The following is a 17005-nucleotide window of genomic DNA, read 5'->3' as shown; positions in this document are numbered from 1 at the left end:
TTATCCTAATTCCTTCGCCAGTAATTCAGCCGCTTGTTCCAAGGACAGCCCCTCCAGTTCGTCGCCGGCCGTTTCGGTTGTCCCGGCAACCCGTTCGTCGTTTGCCAGCAGCGACATTAAATGACCGCTCAAGGCTTGAATCGTCGGAAAGTCGAAAATCGCCGACGCCGGCAATTTGACCGCCAAGCCGTGATTGATCTTATTTTTGAACTCCACCGAGGTTAGCGAATCCAGCCCAAGATCGAAAAAGCCGGAATGGCGTTGACTCAAGGCATTGAGTTGCGCCAAGTCCATTCCCAATACCGCCGCCAACTCGGTGGTAAGAAACTGTTTCAGCTTATGGCCGCGGTCGGCTTCGCTCAAGCGCCGCAGCGCCTGCGCATCGAATTGTCCGGAATTTGCAACCGGCACCGTTTCAATCGCGGGCGCCTCCGTACCGAAGGTCGCAAAAAACTCCCGCATCGGTGCATCGGCCAGGAATACCGGCCAATCGATGGGTAAGGCCGCCAGTTGTACCTCGTTACGTTTTAGGGCTTCGTTTAAAACAAGCCCGCCCTGCTCCGGCGAAATGTCGGCCAAGCCCTTGCGAATCCGGTCGCTCAGCTTCAGTTCGGCGGCGGAACCAATTTCCGACCAGCCGCACCAATTGATGCTTTGTCCAGCCAAGCCCCGCGCCCGCCGGTAAGCGGCAAGCGCATCCAAAAACGCATTGGCGGCGGCATGGTTAGACTGCCCGGCGCTACCGAGCAAAGAGGCCACCGAAGAATACATCAGGAAAAAGTCCAAATCGTCCGCTTGGCTGAGGCGGTGCAATAGCCATGCGCCGGTTATTTTCGGCTCCAATACGGTCCGATAACGTTGCCAGTTTTGTTGTCGTAACGCACCATCGCTCAACACGCCAACCGAATGCACGATCCCCTTCAACGGTCTGCCGGTTTGCCGGATTCGCTGAAAAACCGCCTGCATGGCCGCCTCGTCGCTGACGTCGGCAATCAAGACTTCAACCTCGGCACCCAGAGCCCGCAGTTCTGTTATTTTGGCTTCGTTGGCTTCCGTCGGCACGGAGCGCCCGAGCAAAAACAACCGCTTGGCGCCTTTTTCAACCAACCACCGCGCACTATACAAACCCAGCCCTTTCAGGCCACCGGTGATCAGATAACTGGCATTGGCATCGCAAACGAAATCGTCGACATTGGCTTGGTTGGTCAACACGATTTTGCCGACATGTTTGGCCTGCTGCATGTGCCGGAAAGCGTGTTGCATTTGCGGCCACTCGAAGCGGGTATAGGGCAAGGGCCGGTAGGTTTGCCGTTCGATATGCGCGATAACCGTTTGCAATAATTGCTGAATCATCCGCGGCTGGCTTTGGCATAAGACTCTGACATCGACCGGCCGATAATCGACAGCCAGCGCCAAGGCCGCCAACTGTTCGTCCGTCAAAAGCTCGCGCTTGCCGATCTCTAAAAAGCAACCGCCCGCTTTCAACAAGCTCAAGCCCGCCGGAATAAAATCGCCGGTCAGGCTATTGAATACAACGTCGACGCCTTCGCCGCCGCTTGCCTGCTTGACTTGCTCGACGAACGACAGGTCGCGGGAATTCATCACTAATTCGACGCCCAACTGCCGCACTTGCGGCCATTTGGCGACACTGGCCGTCGCATACACTTCGGCGCCTGCCGCCAAGGCGACTTGTACCGCCGCCATGCCGGTACCGCCCGCCGCGGCATGAATCAGCACCCGCTGCCCGGGCTGCAGTTTGGCTACCTGGAGTAAGGCGTGGCTGGCGGTCACAAAAGCGACCGGCAAGGTCGCCGCCGCCAAAGAAGGAATCGTGTCCGGCAATGCGGCGACGCAAAAAGCATCGGCAATCAGTTCATCGGTAAACGCACCTTCGGCCAGGGCGATCACCCGCTGTCCGACGCTAAAATCGACAACCTCGGCGCCGCAACGGCTAATCACTCCGACGCATTCCATGCCTAAACCTTCGCGCTCGAACGGCAGCAAACCCAGCACATCCATGACGTCGATAAAATTCAGTCCGGCGTGCTGAACCTTGATTTCCACCTGATGCGGCCCTAGCGCGGTGTTGGCCACCTCCACGAGTCGCAGGGCATCGATAGCGCCTGCATTGGCTTCGGTTACCCGCCAGGTACGCTGGCTTTCCGCGCCGTTCCGTTGGTCGATCGCCGCCAGTCTGGGCACGAAACGGTGACCGTTCCGGTAAACCTGCTGCGATTCCAGCGCACCTTGCAACAAGTCTTGTATCAACAACGCGGCACTGGCCGGCTGATCGTCAAGATCGGCAACGACACTGTTCAATTCGGGGTGTTCCAACAAGCTGACTTTATTGATCCCCCATAGGGTTGCTGCTTCCGGGCAAGTGCTTTGGTCTTGTTGATCGATGCTTTGCGAGTGCCGGGTCAGGTGGCACAAAAGGCTTGCCGGGCGCTCGCCGGCCAGTAATGCTTGAATCAAGGACAAGGCGCCGACACTCATAAAACGCGTGTTCTCCATCAGCAGTTCGCCAGACCGCGACTCCGCGGCCGATAACGACAAAGGCCAGCAGTTGACCACGACGTCGATATGCTGGCGGCGTTCGATGGCGGCTATCGCTTGCCGGTAATCGTCAGCTTGCTCCAGGTTAATTTCAAACCGCTTCGACTCCAAGGGTTTAAATTGCTCACCGGCAACCAGTCGAAAACAAGCTATGCCCTGCTGTTCCAGCACCCGGCTTAATTGCTCGGCCAAGCCATTTTGATCGCCCGCCACCAACCAGGTCTTCGCGACCGGCTTTGGAGCCGAAGCCAACACCAAGGCTTGTTTAAATGGTGCATCCTGATGATCCGCGACCAAGCATTCGGCCTCCAAACCCAAATCTTGCAAGGCCTGTTGCCATTGCCGGCTATTCAATAACGGATAATCCCGGCGCAGGTTATCGTTAAAGGCCCACCAACCCTCGGTCAGGCCGAATACCGCATCGATCCAAGGCGTTGCTTCCACGCCTTCCAGTAAGACTAGATGTCCGCCGCCGGCTAATAACTGCCGACAATGACTTAAAGTGCGATGCAAATCGGTCGTGGCGTGCAACACATTGGAAGCAATGACGATGTCGAAAGACTGAGCCGCGAAACCCTGTGCTTGCGGATCGGCGGCAATATCCAAGATTCGGTAATCGACGAACACGTGGCCGGCAAAGGCTTGTTTGGCCTGCTCGGTAAAATAACGCGAGACGTCGGTGAAGGTATAGCGGCATCGCTCAGCGTCCAGGGCGTTCAGAATATGGTAAGTCGCCGACCCGGTTCCCGCGCCGATTTCCAAGATGCGGCAAGTGTTCGTCGTTGCCGTGCCACGTGCCAATTGGGCAACGGCAACCGCCAAGGCTTGGTTCAGCACGGCAAACGACGGCGCGTGCCGATAAAAATTAGCGGTCGCCGAAGGATTATCCGCCGGAAAAATCAATGGCAACGGATCGCGTTCGCCCCGCCAAACCGATGCCAGTTGTTCGCCGCAACGGGCCAGTAAATCGACTTCCGCCGCCAGCGCCGGATACTCCAGCCGTAACCGCTCCGCCAACGCCCTAGCCGATGAAGGTAACGTCCGCCGAAAACGCCAACCGCCATCGACCACGTCGATGCAGCCGGCTTCTCGCAAAATGGCGAGCATGCGCCCAAACAAACGGCTAAAACGCCGCTGAACGCCAGAACTCGCCATCAAGTCGGCGCTATCGGCATAGACCCTTGAAGGTTCCATCCCCAGTTGCGCCAAGGCCTGCAGAAAATACCCCACCGCGACTTGATTCAAGCGGCCGCCGGCGCCGTTGACGGCCTCGAAGCTTAGTCCCTGCGCAAACTCTTGCCGCAAGGCGCTAATCACCTCGCTCTTACTCGCTACGGCTTCTTGGTGTTGCCACTGGATTCGATAGAGCCCGTCCATGATAGGCAGGCTGGATTGAGCGGCTCGCACGGCGACCCGTTTCAGCATCACACCGTTGAGGGCGGCAATCGCTAAACCTTCGCTGTCGTAAATGTCGATATCGACCAATAGCGCATCGTCGTAGCGCTTTACGAGCTTCGCCAAGCTCCATAATGCCGAGCCGGGCTGGCCCCATAAGGCAAAGCGCTCGATACTGAGCGGCATGTAACGCTGAACCCCGTCCCGAGGCAGCAACATCAAGGCGCATTGGATCGCGGCGTCGAGCAATGCGGGATGCAGGCGGTAACCGGCGCCCGGTTGATTGCAAGAGGCATAGGCCAACGCACTATCCCGGCCTTGGTAGAGTTGTTCCAAACTTTGGAAACAACCGCCGAAACGGTAACCGCGTAGCGCTTGTTGCCGGTAAAAATCATCCTTGGATAGCGTTTGCAATTGCCCTTGTATCTGGGGCAAATCCAAATGCCTCTCGGCCGCTTCACGAGTCTCTATAGTGGCGACCGAGCAGCTGAAATGTTGCCGCCAATCGCCGTCTTGGCGGCTGTAAGTGGTAATGTTATCGGCCTGTTTGACGGTATGCAGCGTCAAAGCGGTTTCGGAAACGGCGCAGGCTTTAGCGACGACAATCTCTTTCAACGCCAGCCCGGTACCCGCCGCCGCGACGGCCATTTCGAGATAAGCGGCCATCGGCAAGATCACGTCCTCGTCAACGGCATGGCCGGCCAACCAAGCCAAGTCGCTTAAACCCAGACTGGCTTGATATTCGTCAGCCAGCGGCGAGGAAATAGCCTGGCCCAGCAACGGATGGCAATAGGCCGTGTTTAACGACAACGGCTTTGTTCGATAAACGTCGTCAAGCCAATAGCGTTGCCGCTGAAACGGATAGGTCGGTAACGAAACCTTGTTATACGGCAGACCGCGGTAAAACGCCTGCCAATCGATGTTCAAGCCTAACTCGTACAAACGGCCGACATTTTCCGCTACCCTAAGATCGTCATCCACGCCAGGATCCAAGGCCGGCAAGCACAGGATATTTTCCGTTTGGCCGGTGATTTGTTTGGCCAAGCTCGTCAATACGCTTCTCGGTCCGACTTCCAACAATATCTGCTCGCTGCCCTTCAGGCGCAAGGTGTCGATTGCCCCGGTAAAATTGACCGGTTCGACGATTTGCCGCAACCAATAATCGGCATGGCTCATCTGGTCGCTCACCGCCTGCCCCGACAAGGAGGAAATGATTCGTATCGCCGGCTTACTGAATTGAACCTTTGCCAATGCCAGGCTGAATTCGGGCAAAGCCCCCGCCATCAGCGGCGAATGAAAGGCGTGGGACACTTTTAGCTCGGTAGCGGAGAAGCCGGCATCGGTTAAGCGTTCCAACAAACGGTCCACGCCGCTTGCAGAACCGGATACCACCAGCCGCTCCGGGGCGTTGAAGCAAGCGATGACCACGTCTTCGCCGGCATTCAGAAAAGGCGCCAATTGCGCTTGCCGGCAATTGACCGCCGCCATTTTGCCGTTGGCCGGTAACGCTTGCATCACTTGGCCGCGCTTGACCACCAGCATCACGGCTTGATTCAGGTCGAACACTCCCGCCAAGCACGCCGCGGCATATTCTCCGATACTGTGGCCTATCATGACATCGGGCTCTACACCCCATTGCTGCCATTGTTTGGCCAACGCATATTCCAGCGTGAATAAAGCCGGTTGAGTCAAACCCGTTTGCCGTAGCGCTTGTTCGGAACCCTCTTCTCCGAACAACACATCGACGATAGAGCAATCCAGATAAGCGGCGAACAGTTCGGAACATTGGTCAAAAACCTGCCTGAAATAGCTACGGCTAGCATAAAGTCCCCGCGCCATTTGCAGATATTGCGCGCCTTGGCCGGTGAATAAGAACGCTGTTTCCGGTCGTGACGCCGGTATCGGATAGGTTGCTTGACCGCAATGATTTAATTTCTCCAGCAACTGTTCGCTATTGGCCGCGGCAATCGCTAATCGAAAATCGAAATGCTGTCTTCCGGTTGCCGCTGTCGCGGCGATGCTCAACAAATTGAGCGACTTACCCGTCGTTAAGTACCGTTTATAGTCTTGAACCAAGGCTTGCAAAGCCTCGGGCGTTTGCGCCGATAACGGCAATACGCAGGCTAAATCTATAGGCTCCGGGCGTTCGGTTTCCTCGGCCTCGGCAATAATCATATGTACATTGGTGCCGCTAAAGCCGAACGCACTGATCGCCGCCGTTCTGGGTCTGTCGGCTTGTTTGGGCCAATCCATGCCTTCGGACGGCACCTTAGCTGGAATTTCGGCCAACGGAATGCGCGGATTGAGGTGTTTGAAATGCAGATGCGGCGGTATGAATCGATGTTTAAGCGCCAAACACAATTTAATCAATCCGGCCACGCCGGCCGCCGCTTCGGTGTGGCCGATATTGGTTTTAACGGAGCCTATCACCAAGGGATTGTCCGCCGTCCGGCCTTCACCGTATATTTTCGCGACCGACGCTATCTCGATAGGGTCGCCCAGTGGCGTTCCGGTACCATGCGCCTCCAACACCGAAACCGCCGCAGCCGGTAGCTCGGCATCGATCAAGGCTTGCCGTATCAGCGCTTCCTGTGCCAAACCGTTCGGCGCGGTAATGCCGTTGCTCGCGCCGTCTTGGTTGACGGCGCTGCCTTTGATGACCGCGAAAATCTGGTCCCTATCGCGAACGGCATCGGCCAACGGTTTTAACAACACTAAACCGCAACCTTCGCTGCGCACATAGCCATCCGCCTCGGCATCAAAGGTTTTACAACGCCCGTCGGCTGCCAGCATGCCACTTTTGGAAAAGGCCATCGTCAAATCGGGCGCCAGCATTAAGTTGACGCCGCCGGCCAACGCCAAACGGCAATCGGAGCGACGCAAGCTTTCACAAGCCTGCCGGACCGCCAGCAACGACGAGGAACAGGCGGTATCGACACTGACGGCAGGGCCGTTAAATCCGAAAAAATAAGCCAAACGTCCAGCGGCCATCGCCGCTGAATTACCGATGGCATGATAGACGTCGTAATGTCTATCCCGATTTCTTTCGGCCGCCAGCAACTCGTAATCGTGCCCTGATAAACCGACGAACACCCCGGTCTGTTGAGCCGACCGCGGATTAATCCCCGCCTGCTCGAACGTTTCCCAAGCCGTTTCCAATAATAAACGGTGTTGAGGGTCTATTAAACGCGCCTCTCGTGGCGTCACATTGAAGAACTCGGCATCGAATTGATCGACATCGTCAATAAAACCGCCGTAAGGATTGGCATCGGGCTGGTAGGACCGGTAATCCCAACGTTCCAGCGGTACTTGGCCGATACCATGCAAACCGGCGTGCAAATACCGCCAAAAGCCATCGGCCGAACGAACGCCGCCCGGAAATCGGCAAGCCATGCCGACAATCGCGATGTCGAACGGCCGCTGTTGTGCTGCTGGCCTTTCCGTTGCAACCGGTTCTGGAAAACCGAGCAACGGAGGCATTGCCGAGGGCTTGGCCAATTCGCCGTTAAAATAGGCGTTGATCGCATTGGCCGTGCCGTAGGAAAAGAAAAACATCGGCTCTAAAGGGACACCCAATTGCTTGCTTAACAGCGTGCGCAGCTCCAACAAGTCTAAGGAATCCAAGCCCATTTCCATCAGGGCCCGCTCGGGAGAAAACATCGCTTTTCTGGATTCGCCGAGTATCGTCCGTATCGCTTCGTTAACAATCTTAGCTTTCGAAACCGCATCGGCAACGGAACCCGCCGCTATAGAATCTTGGCAATGGCGTTCAGCCTCGGCCATCGAATACCGAACTAAAACGCCGTAGCCCTGATTCTCAACGTCATCCGGCCAGTAATCGGCAATCGGCTTGACCACTTCGGCTCCGTGATGGACGTGAAAATGCAGCACCGTATCCCACTGGCCGCTGTCGCGGCATTTTTGCAAATACTGCTCCATCGTCAAACTGCCCTGTTCGGCAAACTGCTTGCAACGGCTGATGCCCACGACCGCTTCGCAGTTACCGTCCAAACCACAGACGTACAATAAAAAATCCAGTATTTGATCGCCCAGGCCCAAATGTTGAACGCTGGGCTTAATATTCATACCCAGAATTTGTAGGATCGCGCCTTGAGGATCATGGAGCTGCGGCAATTGCAGGAAAGTCGCCTGATCGAGAATCGCCTGCTCTTTAATGCGTTGCGTATACAGCGCGCCTAACACCTCACCTTGTTGTTCGAGCACATATTGGCCTTGCGGGTAACGTGCCAACCTTGCCGCGATCATGTCGCGTCCGGCGGTTAAATGCACGGGCCAGCAGGCTTGATCGAGATCGACCAGGGCTTCCAGGTCATCGCTAAATGCGGGCCGCAGCCGATAAGGGCGCTTTTCGAACCAATTTAACGTAATGCGGCTAAACGGTAGGGTTCTAGGATAATGTCGAGCATAAGCCAGACGCGGAAATAAGCCGCTTTCCGCCGCCGCCCATAAAAACTCGTCGGCATCGGCCAACATCTGCCCCGAAAAGGCGTGATAGGCGTCGAAATGCAGGTTTTCGCATTGATCCAAATAGCGGGCAATCACCTGGGGCGGCAAGCTGTGGACCTCCAAGAACATCGCCCCGCTGTCGCCGATAATCGCCGACCAGCGGGTCAAATGTTCGACCAGGCTCTGATAAACCACCTTTGCGGGGATCGCCTGACCATCCCTGTCGATATAAACCCCATGCGTCCGTCCTTCGGCTCTTTGCCGCAATTGATCTTGCAGCTTCGGTGCGATGTAAGGCCGGTCATGATCGAGAAAAGAACGGATATGTAAAATTTTTCCGGTATTCGCGATGCCGGCAGCTTGTAAATCCGCCAAAAACCGGGCTGGATTACCAATGTCGGCTTGAATGGTTGTATGCGGAAATTCAGCCAAGGTCGCCGCCGTTGCCGATAGCGCCTTTTGATTGTAATCGGCGCCGATCAACATTAACGGGTAGCGATCGAGCTGCCGGCCTCGCTCGGTTTGGCTCTGAATGACCCGATAAACGCGCTTTAATAAGGTGCCGTCGCCGCAGCCCATATCGGCAATATAATCGGGCTGAGTTTCGATCGGCGTTTGATTAAAGATTTCAACGATGATGGCTTGGCAATCTTTAAAATATCGTTCATGCTGAAATCCGCTGGCCTGAACGTTTAACAAGCGGTCCAAATGATTTTCATGGCCTTCCGCGTCGCGACAAAATACCTTGCCGACGTCGCCGAATAACAGTTCGCCCATATTTGCCAGCATCGGCCGATAGGAAAACACCGTACCGGCAACAAAAATACGCTCACACAAATGCCGACCGGCGGCACTGAAAACCCATCGCTCGGCTTGGCGCTCTATCCAGCCTTTATTTAAAAAACACTGTCGCAGTCGGTCGCGCTGAGCTAAAAAATGAAACGTTTCGTCGAAACCCCGACCGTCGCGATCCGGTTTTTGTTGAAAAAACAATGGCAGTAGCCATAAACCATCCAGAAAATCGGCCAACAACGAATCCTGAGTAGACCAATGCCGTAAGGACTGATCCAACCAATAGTCGATGGTCTGTTGGCTATCGGTAGAAAAATCAAGCCTTAATAAAGACTCGAAGTTATCCGGTAGCCGAGCCGGCCAATCAAACCTAGAACCCGCTAGATAAGTTTGATTCAACGCCAATATTTCTAAAGACTCGAGTAGCCTCAACGCGGCTTTCAAATGCCCTGAGTTGCCTTGCGTACGCGCTAACAGAGCATCGAAACTAACGGCCTTGCCGTCGTTGAAAATGCTAAAAAATGTTTGTTTCCGCAAACCATGTATGACGGGAAGAGCAACAAATCCGTGACAATAGCGGTTGATCAGTTCTAACATTTCAACGTATTCCGATGAAAAATGGCACGTAGCCAATATCCGCCAAAACGGCCCGTCAAACTCGCCGAGCGCCTAATTATTGATCCATAGCCCGCCGCAAACTCAGCGGCCGCATGTCTGTCCACACTTTTTCAATATGATCCAAACACACTTGCTTAAGGCCTTCCGTACCGTCGGCTGTCCAGCCGGATGGCAAATCGCGGCTTTTCGGCCAAATTGAGTATTGTCCCTCGTGGTTCAATACCACCCTAAATATTGTATTTTCGTCGTCGAACACAAGTAATCTCCACAATAGTTATATAGTCATTTAAAAATACGATGCGCAACTTAGCCCGCCAGCGCGTCAATGATCTTTTTGGCCAATTGCTTCAACAAGAATTCATCATCTTTAAAATAAAAATGACCTCCATCGAAATACGTAATATCAATCGGCTGCAAAGTCTCCAGTTGCCAAGCTAGGGCTTGCTCGTCGCTAACATTGTCATAGCGGCCTAAAAACAAATGTACGGGAATATTCAACGCATTCTGCTTTTGATGACAATAAGTCTCTATCATCTGAAAATCCGATCGAATAATAGGTTCGAACAGCGACATGATTTCCTCATCCCGCCAAACCGCATCCGGGATGCCACCCAGCTCTCGCAATACTTGCCTAAATCGCTGACTGGGCATTTTATGTTTTGGTTCGTCTTCGATCACGGAAGGCGCTCTACGGCCGGATAAAATCAATTTCTTAGGTAACGGCATATTTTCACTATCGATCTTCCTGCAGAGCATATAAGCGATAAATGCCCCCATACTGTGACCAAAAAAGGCGTAAGGCCGTTGTAGGCTATCCTTGATCCGTTCGAAAAGGTAATCGGCCATTTCCTCGCTACAGGATATGCACGGCCGCGACATCAGGCTGCCCCGCCCCGGCAACGGCAGAACATTCAAGCGAATGCCGGTTAAACTATTACCCAACTCACGATAACAATGTTCGTTACCGCCGGCAAATGGAAATGCAAAAAGCTCCATTCCTTCCTCAACCTTAACTAGTTAAGACTTCAATCCGCTTAATTTGTGTAGCGGTGAAAAATCAATTTTGTACCGTCGTTGAAAAACATAGCAAAAATTAAGCGGCTGTATAATTTTCAACAATTCGTCAACTCTAGGAAAAGTTCGATAGCTGGTATATAAAAAATAGTCCACACACAAATACCGGATTGTTTAACCTTGAATTACACTGGTCACGGGTTCAGCACAAAATTCAAATTACCGACCACCTAACCCACCCGGCAATCCGTCATAGATTTGCCATTTAACCAACGCCGAATCACTAACGTTTGTTACTGGCGAATAACCGCGTACTTGACTAGCACCATACCTTCTTCCGAAATGGAGAATAATCATTCTTAGTCAGTCCGCCGAAAGTCTATACTCGGGAAACCGTTTTTCCGCTTCAATTCCCAGAAAACCGCCTTCCATATTACCCAATTATCCACAATCCATATTGGATCAAAATAGTGATCGGCTACTAGAAAACCCGAACCGCGCCAACGCGGAAATCGTGATCACTAAAGCGAGCTAAACCCGAGCCGGAGTACAGGTGACGTCGCTATCGGTTTCCGATAACGATACCGCCAACGCACAATTGGCTTGCACATTAAGTGCGGTCACTATCGGATCGACAACGGGATCAATTGCAATGAGCAGAATGATAGCTACACTGCTCGGTAATCCCAACGGATCAAGAATCATCGCGATCATACTCAAAGCCACCATACTTGGCGCACTCGACGAAGCCACGCCGGCCAGTATCGATCCCATAAAAATAATCAAAAGTTGCTCAAAACCAAGCTCCGCACCATAGATTTGCGCAATGAAAATGCTGGATATCGCAAATTGCAATACAGATGCCGGAGGATTGATCGTAGCCCCTAACGGAACAATCAAATCCGAAACATTTTCATCAACTTGCAAATTATCTTTCAAAGCAGCCAATGCGGAAGGAATAGTGGCGAAACTGCTAGCGGTACCCAACGCGACAATCATAGGCTGCCGCAATCCGGAAACCGTTTGCCAATAAGATAATCTGTGTTTTAATTTCCACCAAATAATTACACTGTAAACGATTATCGTAACCACGCATGCGATATAAAGATATTGTATCAATTTAACGGTGGCCCAAACGATATCGATACCCACTTGGGCAATTTGTCCGGCAAATAGGCATAACAAACCAAACGGCAATAAATGCATCATCCAGCCGATAATAGATAAAAACACATGGTAAAACGCATTCACTACCGCCAAAGCGGTTTTATTGGCTTCGGTATCTATCATACCCATGCTAATACCGATCAGTATCGAAAAAAACAAAATTGCCAACGTGTCGCCTCTATCGAGCGAGCTAAAGATATTCTCCGGAATGATCGCTTGAGCATAGGAAAAAACAGTCGGCTTTTGGACTTCCGGCGGCGCCGTTACACTCAATTCTGAACGATTAATAGTCTTACCCAGCGTAACTTGGGCATCGTGTTGCAATCCGTCCCCAGGATGCCCAAGAACCCCGAACGCCACGCCTACGCTGCTGGCAATAACCAAGCCTAAAAACAAAAAACTACCCAGCCTCGAAAGCTGGCTTTTTTTTATGCCCGAAACAAACAAATTACCCAGACCGGATATCACTGCCGATATCAGAATCGGCAATACCAACATCTGCAGCAACCTTAAATATAAGGTACCTATCGGAAGCAGTTGCCCAGCTAACGACTTATCGAATATGCCAATAGCCACACCGGAAAAAACACCGCCAAAGATCACCCACGGACTCAGCAACCAGGTTTTTTGAGGCTTAAATGAGGCTATTTTTAAAAAAAACCGCTTAAATAAACACATTGTTGTTAATAAATACCGTATTCCCTAGCGACGGAGGCTGCCCGCCCCCAATATGCAACTTAGATGGGAAATATATAAACAGCCAATAGATATAAAAATATCAAACTACTGAATGTTCGAATATTTCGCATTCAATTCCGATATAAAATTATTTTTGGCGTGTTGGATGTATAAATTGAGCCATGCCAACAAGTGAGTATCCCGCCAGTTTACCGCCATCGCCAAAGTATCTTCGCTTTTCTTGATAAACTCCGACTTCAAAAACAAACTATCTTCAGGATGCTGCTTGCTCCAATTCATAACCTCTACTTCGTCATAAAGAAAAGCCAGCACTTTTGCTTTCTTGGTGTTTTCTATTCCTTCGGCCACACTGTCGTAACTAACAACCCCAGCCAGCGGAAATATTTTAGCGGCAAAGTCCACATAAGAACTGCCTTTTAAAACACCAATTTGGATACCGTTTTGATTTAATAATCGCTCGATTTGATTAAAGTCCGGATGATCCTTATATGCGGATAACTTCAAGCGGTTAATCAGCAGTGCTTGTCTCAGCGACCAATAGGGAACGGTAAAGCGCACCATCATCGCCCTATCCAAAGTATCGCTTAACGAGCTAATTCCGACATCCGCTTTTCCTTGGGCGATAATTTGAGCGACCTCGTCAAAAGTCCTGGCTTCTCTGTTTAAAACCAGCTTTACATTCAATTTTTCCGCGATATCTTGTGCGATTTCAATATCAATCCCTTTAAGTTGTTGGTTGCTCGCCCTCTCGCAAAACAGAGGCACGTCATCGTAATACATCGCAACGATTAATTCGCCGCGCTGTTTGATACGCATAATGTCGGAAGGCATTAAGCTGGAATCGTCGGCAACCGCTCCAAAAATCATAAAAAACAGCGACAAAAACAATTTAAAATTTAAATGACGCATAAACCATAGTTTGAATCCACATTTCATTGCCACCGCCAAATACCTGCTTCCCGCCTTTGTTTGGGATAAATGTTTCGATGCCCGCGGCAATATCTACAGCATCGCTTACGGCCCAATCAGCGACTAAATCAACTTCATTACCGTAGTCGGATGAACTGACACTCCATACCGCCGGATCGTCCAGCTGGTAATTCAAATAAATTAAATTAACGGTAACGCTTTCAGTCGGCGACAACACCAATCTCGTAGTATTAGTGATAAGATCGGTATTATCAAATATAAACTCGCCATTAATTTCACCTTGAAACCAAGTGCCCCAAGTTTTAAACCCAAAATTCATGAAGTCAAAACCTCTTTGCATGTAAGCATAGCGATAACTTAGCGTCGGCTGCCAAGGAGTTTCTGAAAAACGGTATTCAATTTGACCAAAACCGCCGGAAATGGATTTTTCACCCATATCCCCGTACCAATAAAGAGTCGGATTATTCGGATCAACGTCGGTTAACTTATTGTTTAGCTGATAAACATATTCAGTGCTAATCGATAAACCAGGCAATTCATGCGGCAATGGCTTAAAGTCCAACCGAAAGTCATATGCATCGGTGACAGCAGTCAAACTGCCACCATAATGATCATCGTTAATATAGCTGAATCCGACATTAACAATATCCTTATAATTATATTCCATATTCATCCCTGTATATCTCTTCCGATTCTCCGGATTTCTGGGATTGTTTTCCAAATAAAAGCCTTCGAATTTCAGGCCTTTGAAGTTAATGCGGGCAATCAGTGTATTGACAAAGACCGTTCTCGAACCGATCCAATAAGAACCTCGAAAACCACCATCGTCGGTACCGTTTGCCAATAACAAGCCGGTTCCCAACTTGTAATCTTGAGACCCGGCTGAAAAGTCAATCGCGTCCTGTCCCAATGCTTCAAATAATTTGCCGGACTTCCAGCCGATATGCATTTGTTCCGCCATCATCCATTCTTTAAAGTCCGGGTAAGGGGCATAATCATCTCTAGAGGAATGTGGGTGCCCCCTAAAAGTAATACCAGAAGGATCGTGTCCAAGCATCGCGCTATAAATCATACTAAAATCGCTGTATAGCTGACTGCCCTCGCCCAGATTCAGCCCCCCGCGTATTTCCGGCTCGAAAGTATGTTCCCAATAAATATTACTTAACTTATCCGCGCCAGGGTCTCCGGAGCGTTCGTTAATTTCCCCCAAGGCCGCCATTTGAACTTGCATTCTGCCGGAAAGAAAGCCATATTCTCCTTGATACACAGAATATTCCGCGCTTGCCGAAGACGCCGTCAGCGAAATAGTAATGAAAAAAATCCGCCGCCATGGATTTTGGTTTAAAAATGAATTAATCTTCATCTTCAGGCGTGCTTGTTGCCGTATAACCAGCTTGATTGCTCGTCCATTCCATGCAAACATAATCTACGGAAAACTCGGTGGGCAGCGTAATTTCTAATAACTCTTCCGGCAACATTTCCAATACGGATTGATTGTCAAGTTTATATGGAAAAGGCTTGTAACCAACGAAGTCACGACTTAACGCGACAATCCGTTTTAAGGCACCTGGAAAACGCTTTTCCCACGTTAGCGCGGCTGTATGCACCGCGCGCATTTTATCGATTAAATGCTTATTAGGAATGGGACATTTTCGATGATCGGCAACTAAAAACTTTGTCGCTGTTTCATTTGCCGGAAAAAGCGGGTACCAAGAGCAATCCATAGGCTTTAAATCCCCGTTTTTACAAGGCTTTGAACATATAGCGTGAAGATTGTCTTGAAAAGCCAAATGATCGGTTTTCAGATCTACTTCGTCAGCCAACTCATATTCACCAGGCAACAGCATAATCCAATTACCACCGCGGAATTTACAGCAGGCGTATCCGCAGAGCACTTGGCGCTCCATGCATGCCGAGAAAACACCGTCATCATTTAAAACTGTATTTCCCGTGTTGTACATAAACCGCTATTGACCTATTTAAGCAATGCCATAACCGAGGATGACTAAATGTGTAACAGTTAGATATTGATTACTTATCCTTCACGACATCCGAAGCGCATAATAAAATTATTCCGATAAATGGGGTGAACAGCAAAGAACCGAATAAATACCCCCAAAAGCCAAACTTTTTATTTCTCCCCAAAAACGCGATAAACCAGCTGACAAGCACATAAACTAGCGAAATTACGATTACCATAAACCCCTCTATTCGACCAGGACAAAACGCCCATCAACTATCTGCTTGATATATATTTCTTTATTGCTAGCCAAGCCATTTTTGTCAAAAAAATATCCGCCGTAACCTTGCGCGTAACCATATTTCAACGTTGAAGCCACTTGAATAGGGTTGCTGCTCCCGGTCTTTTGAATAGCATCGGCTAAAACCCGTATCGCCTCGTAGCCCTGATAAGCGCTATAGCTACCCTCTACGCCATATGTGCTCTTGAATTTTTCGTTAAATTCATTTTTTCCCGAAAAAATCGATGCTACATAGGTTTGATTCGCAGTTTGGTTAGACCAATCCCATATTTTTAGGATATCCAGACCGTCCCCTCCAATAATCGGCTTATTAACCCCCATTTCACGCAATTGCTCAATCATTTTAGCCGCATGCTCTTCCGCAGCCGCCATCACAACCGCGTCAAAATCCTTATTCATCAAATCGTAAATCATTCCTTTATAATCGGATTGCTCCACGAAAAATGATCGAGCGGCTACGATTTCCAGCGGAGGCTCAACTTGGGCGGAAAAACGCTGATACAAATTTAAACCATACAAATTCCTAGAAAATACCAGCAAAAGCTTATTCCAGTTTCTTTCCTTAGAAAATTTAATTAATTTACCAACAAAAAATTCCTCGGTTGGAATAATGCTAAAGGTATATATAAAGTTATGCTCCGTCAACAAATCAGCAGTGGCTGCCGTAGAAATGAATAAAATACCGTTATATTCGTAAGTAATCGAGGCTGGTATTGCGGATGCCGAAGAAGAATGCCCTACGACCGCGACAATTTTATGATCCTCCGCGATGCTTAGCCTCGAGTCCTGCGCACTATCATCAGTCGTATCGTCATACTCGTGAATAACCAATTTAGCCTTAACCTTTTTATCATCCAATTTAAGCACAAGCCCTTGTTCATTTACTTCCTTTACGGCAAGGTTAACGCCATCCATAAAAGCTCTATCGCTGTCCAGCCAAACCGCTGCGACATGAATCTCGCCATCCCCTTGATTAGCAATGTCCGAACGCGTATTCAACGAATAATCGTAGGTTAATGTGTACGAAAAAAAGCCTCTGTAAATTCCAAAAGAAATACCGAAAAATAATGCAACGTGAAAAATGGTCCGTAAAGTTGCCTTTATAT

The 17005-nt window shown here is 50.3% G+C and carries 8 protein-coding genes; all 8 read right to left on the bottom strand.

Features of this window, described 5'->3' with window-relative positions:
- Window positions 1–9807, bottom strand: a complete 9807-nt coding sequence (locus BJL95_RS09135; protein ID WP_071157328.1) for a type I polyketide synthase — start codon at window positions 9805–9807, stop codon at window positions 1–3.
- A 76-nt stretch (window positions 9808–9883) separates the two neighbouring features.
- Window positions 9884–10099 (bottom strand): MbtH family NRPS accessory protein, encoded by a 216-nt coding sequence (locus BJL95_RS09130; RefSeq protein WP_197471882.1) that lies wholly within the window; start codon window positions 10097–10099, stop codon window positions 9884–9886.
- Window positions 10100–10134: 35 nt separating this feature from the next.
- A complete protein-coding gene (locus BJL95_RS09125) occupies window positions 10135–10824 on the bottom strand; it encodes a thioesterase II family protein (RefSeq protein WP_071157326.1) in 690 nt (229 codons plus the stop codon).
- 549 nt (window positions 10825–11373) lie between these two features.
- Entirely contained in the window at window positions 11374–12687 is a 1314-nt protein-coding gene (locus tag BJL95_RS09120) for a dicarboxylate/amino acid:cation symporter (RefSeq protein WP_064031424.1), read from the bottom strand.
- Between the two features lie 105 nt (window positions 12688–12792).
- Entirely contained in the window at window positions 12793–13617 is an 825-nt protein-coding gene (locus BJL95_RS09115) for an ABC transporter substrate-binding protein (protein WP_071157324.1), read from the bottom strand.
- Window positions 13598–15001: a hypothetical protein gene (locus BJL95_RS09110; RefSeq protein ID WP_139306189.1), complete on the bottom strand. Its 1404-nt coding sequence runs from the start codon at window positions 14999–15001 to the stop codon at window positions 13598–13600. Before BJL95_RS09110 ends, BJL95_RS09115 begins: the two co-directional genes overlap by 20 nt.
- Window positions 14991–15599: a hypothetical protein gene (locus tag BJL95_RS09105; RefSeq protein ID WP_139306188.1), complete on the bottom strand. Its 609-nt coding sequence runs from the start codon at window positions 15597–15599 to the stop codon at window positions 14991–14993. Before BJL95_RS09105 ends, BJL95_RS09110 begins: the two co-directional genes overlap by 11 nt.
- A 246-nt stretch (window positions 15600–15845) precedes the next feature.
- A complete protein-coding gene (locus BJL95_RS09100; RefSeq protein ID WP_175463674.1) occupies window positions 15846–16898 on the bottom strand; it encodes an ABC transporter substrate-binding protein in 1053 nt (350 codons plus the stop codon).
- Between the last annotated feature and the right edge of the window lie 107 nt (window positions 16899–17005).

The organism is Methylomonas sp. LWB (assembly GCF_001856095.1).
GTDB lineage: Bacteria > Pseudomonadota > Gammaproteobacteria > Methylococcales > Methylomonadaceae > Methylomonas > Methylomonas koyamae_A.
The sequence above is the reverse complement of the archived record's forward strand: the minus strand, read 5'-3'. Positions and strand labels throughout refer to the sequence as shown.

Coding starts and splice junctions, on each gene's coding strand:
- BJL95_RS09105 (WP_139306188.1), bottom strand. CDS start 15,599: ATGTACAACACGGGAAATACAGTTTTAAATGATGACGGTGTTTTCTCG.
- BJL95_RS09110 (WP_139306189.1), bottom strand. CDS start 15,001: ATGAAGATTAATTCATTTTTAAACCAAAATCCATGGCGGCGGATTTTT.
- BJL95_RS09125 (WP_071157326.1), bottom strand. CDS start 10,824: ATGGAGCTTTTTGCATTTCCATTTGCCGGCGGTAACGAACATTGTTAT.
- BJL95_RS09115 (WP_071157324.1), bottom strand. CDS start 13,617: ATGCGTCATTTAAATTTTAAATTGTTTTTGTCGCTGTTTTTTATGATT.
- BJL95_RS09120 (WP_064031424.1), bottom strand. CDS start 12,687: ATGTGTTTATTTAAGCGGTTTTTTTTAAAAATAGCCTCATTTAAGCCT.
- BJL95_RS09135 (WP_071157328.1), bottom strand. CDS start 9,807: ATGTTAGAACTGATCAACCGCTATTGTCACGGATTTGTTGCTCTTCCC.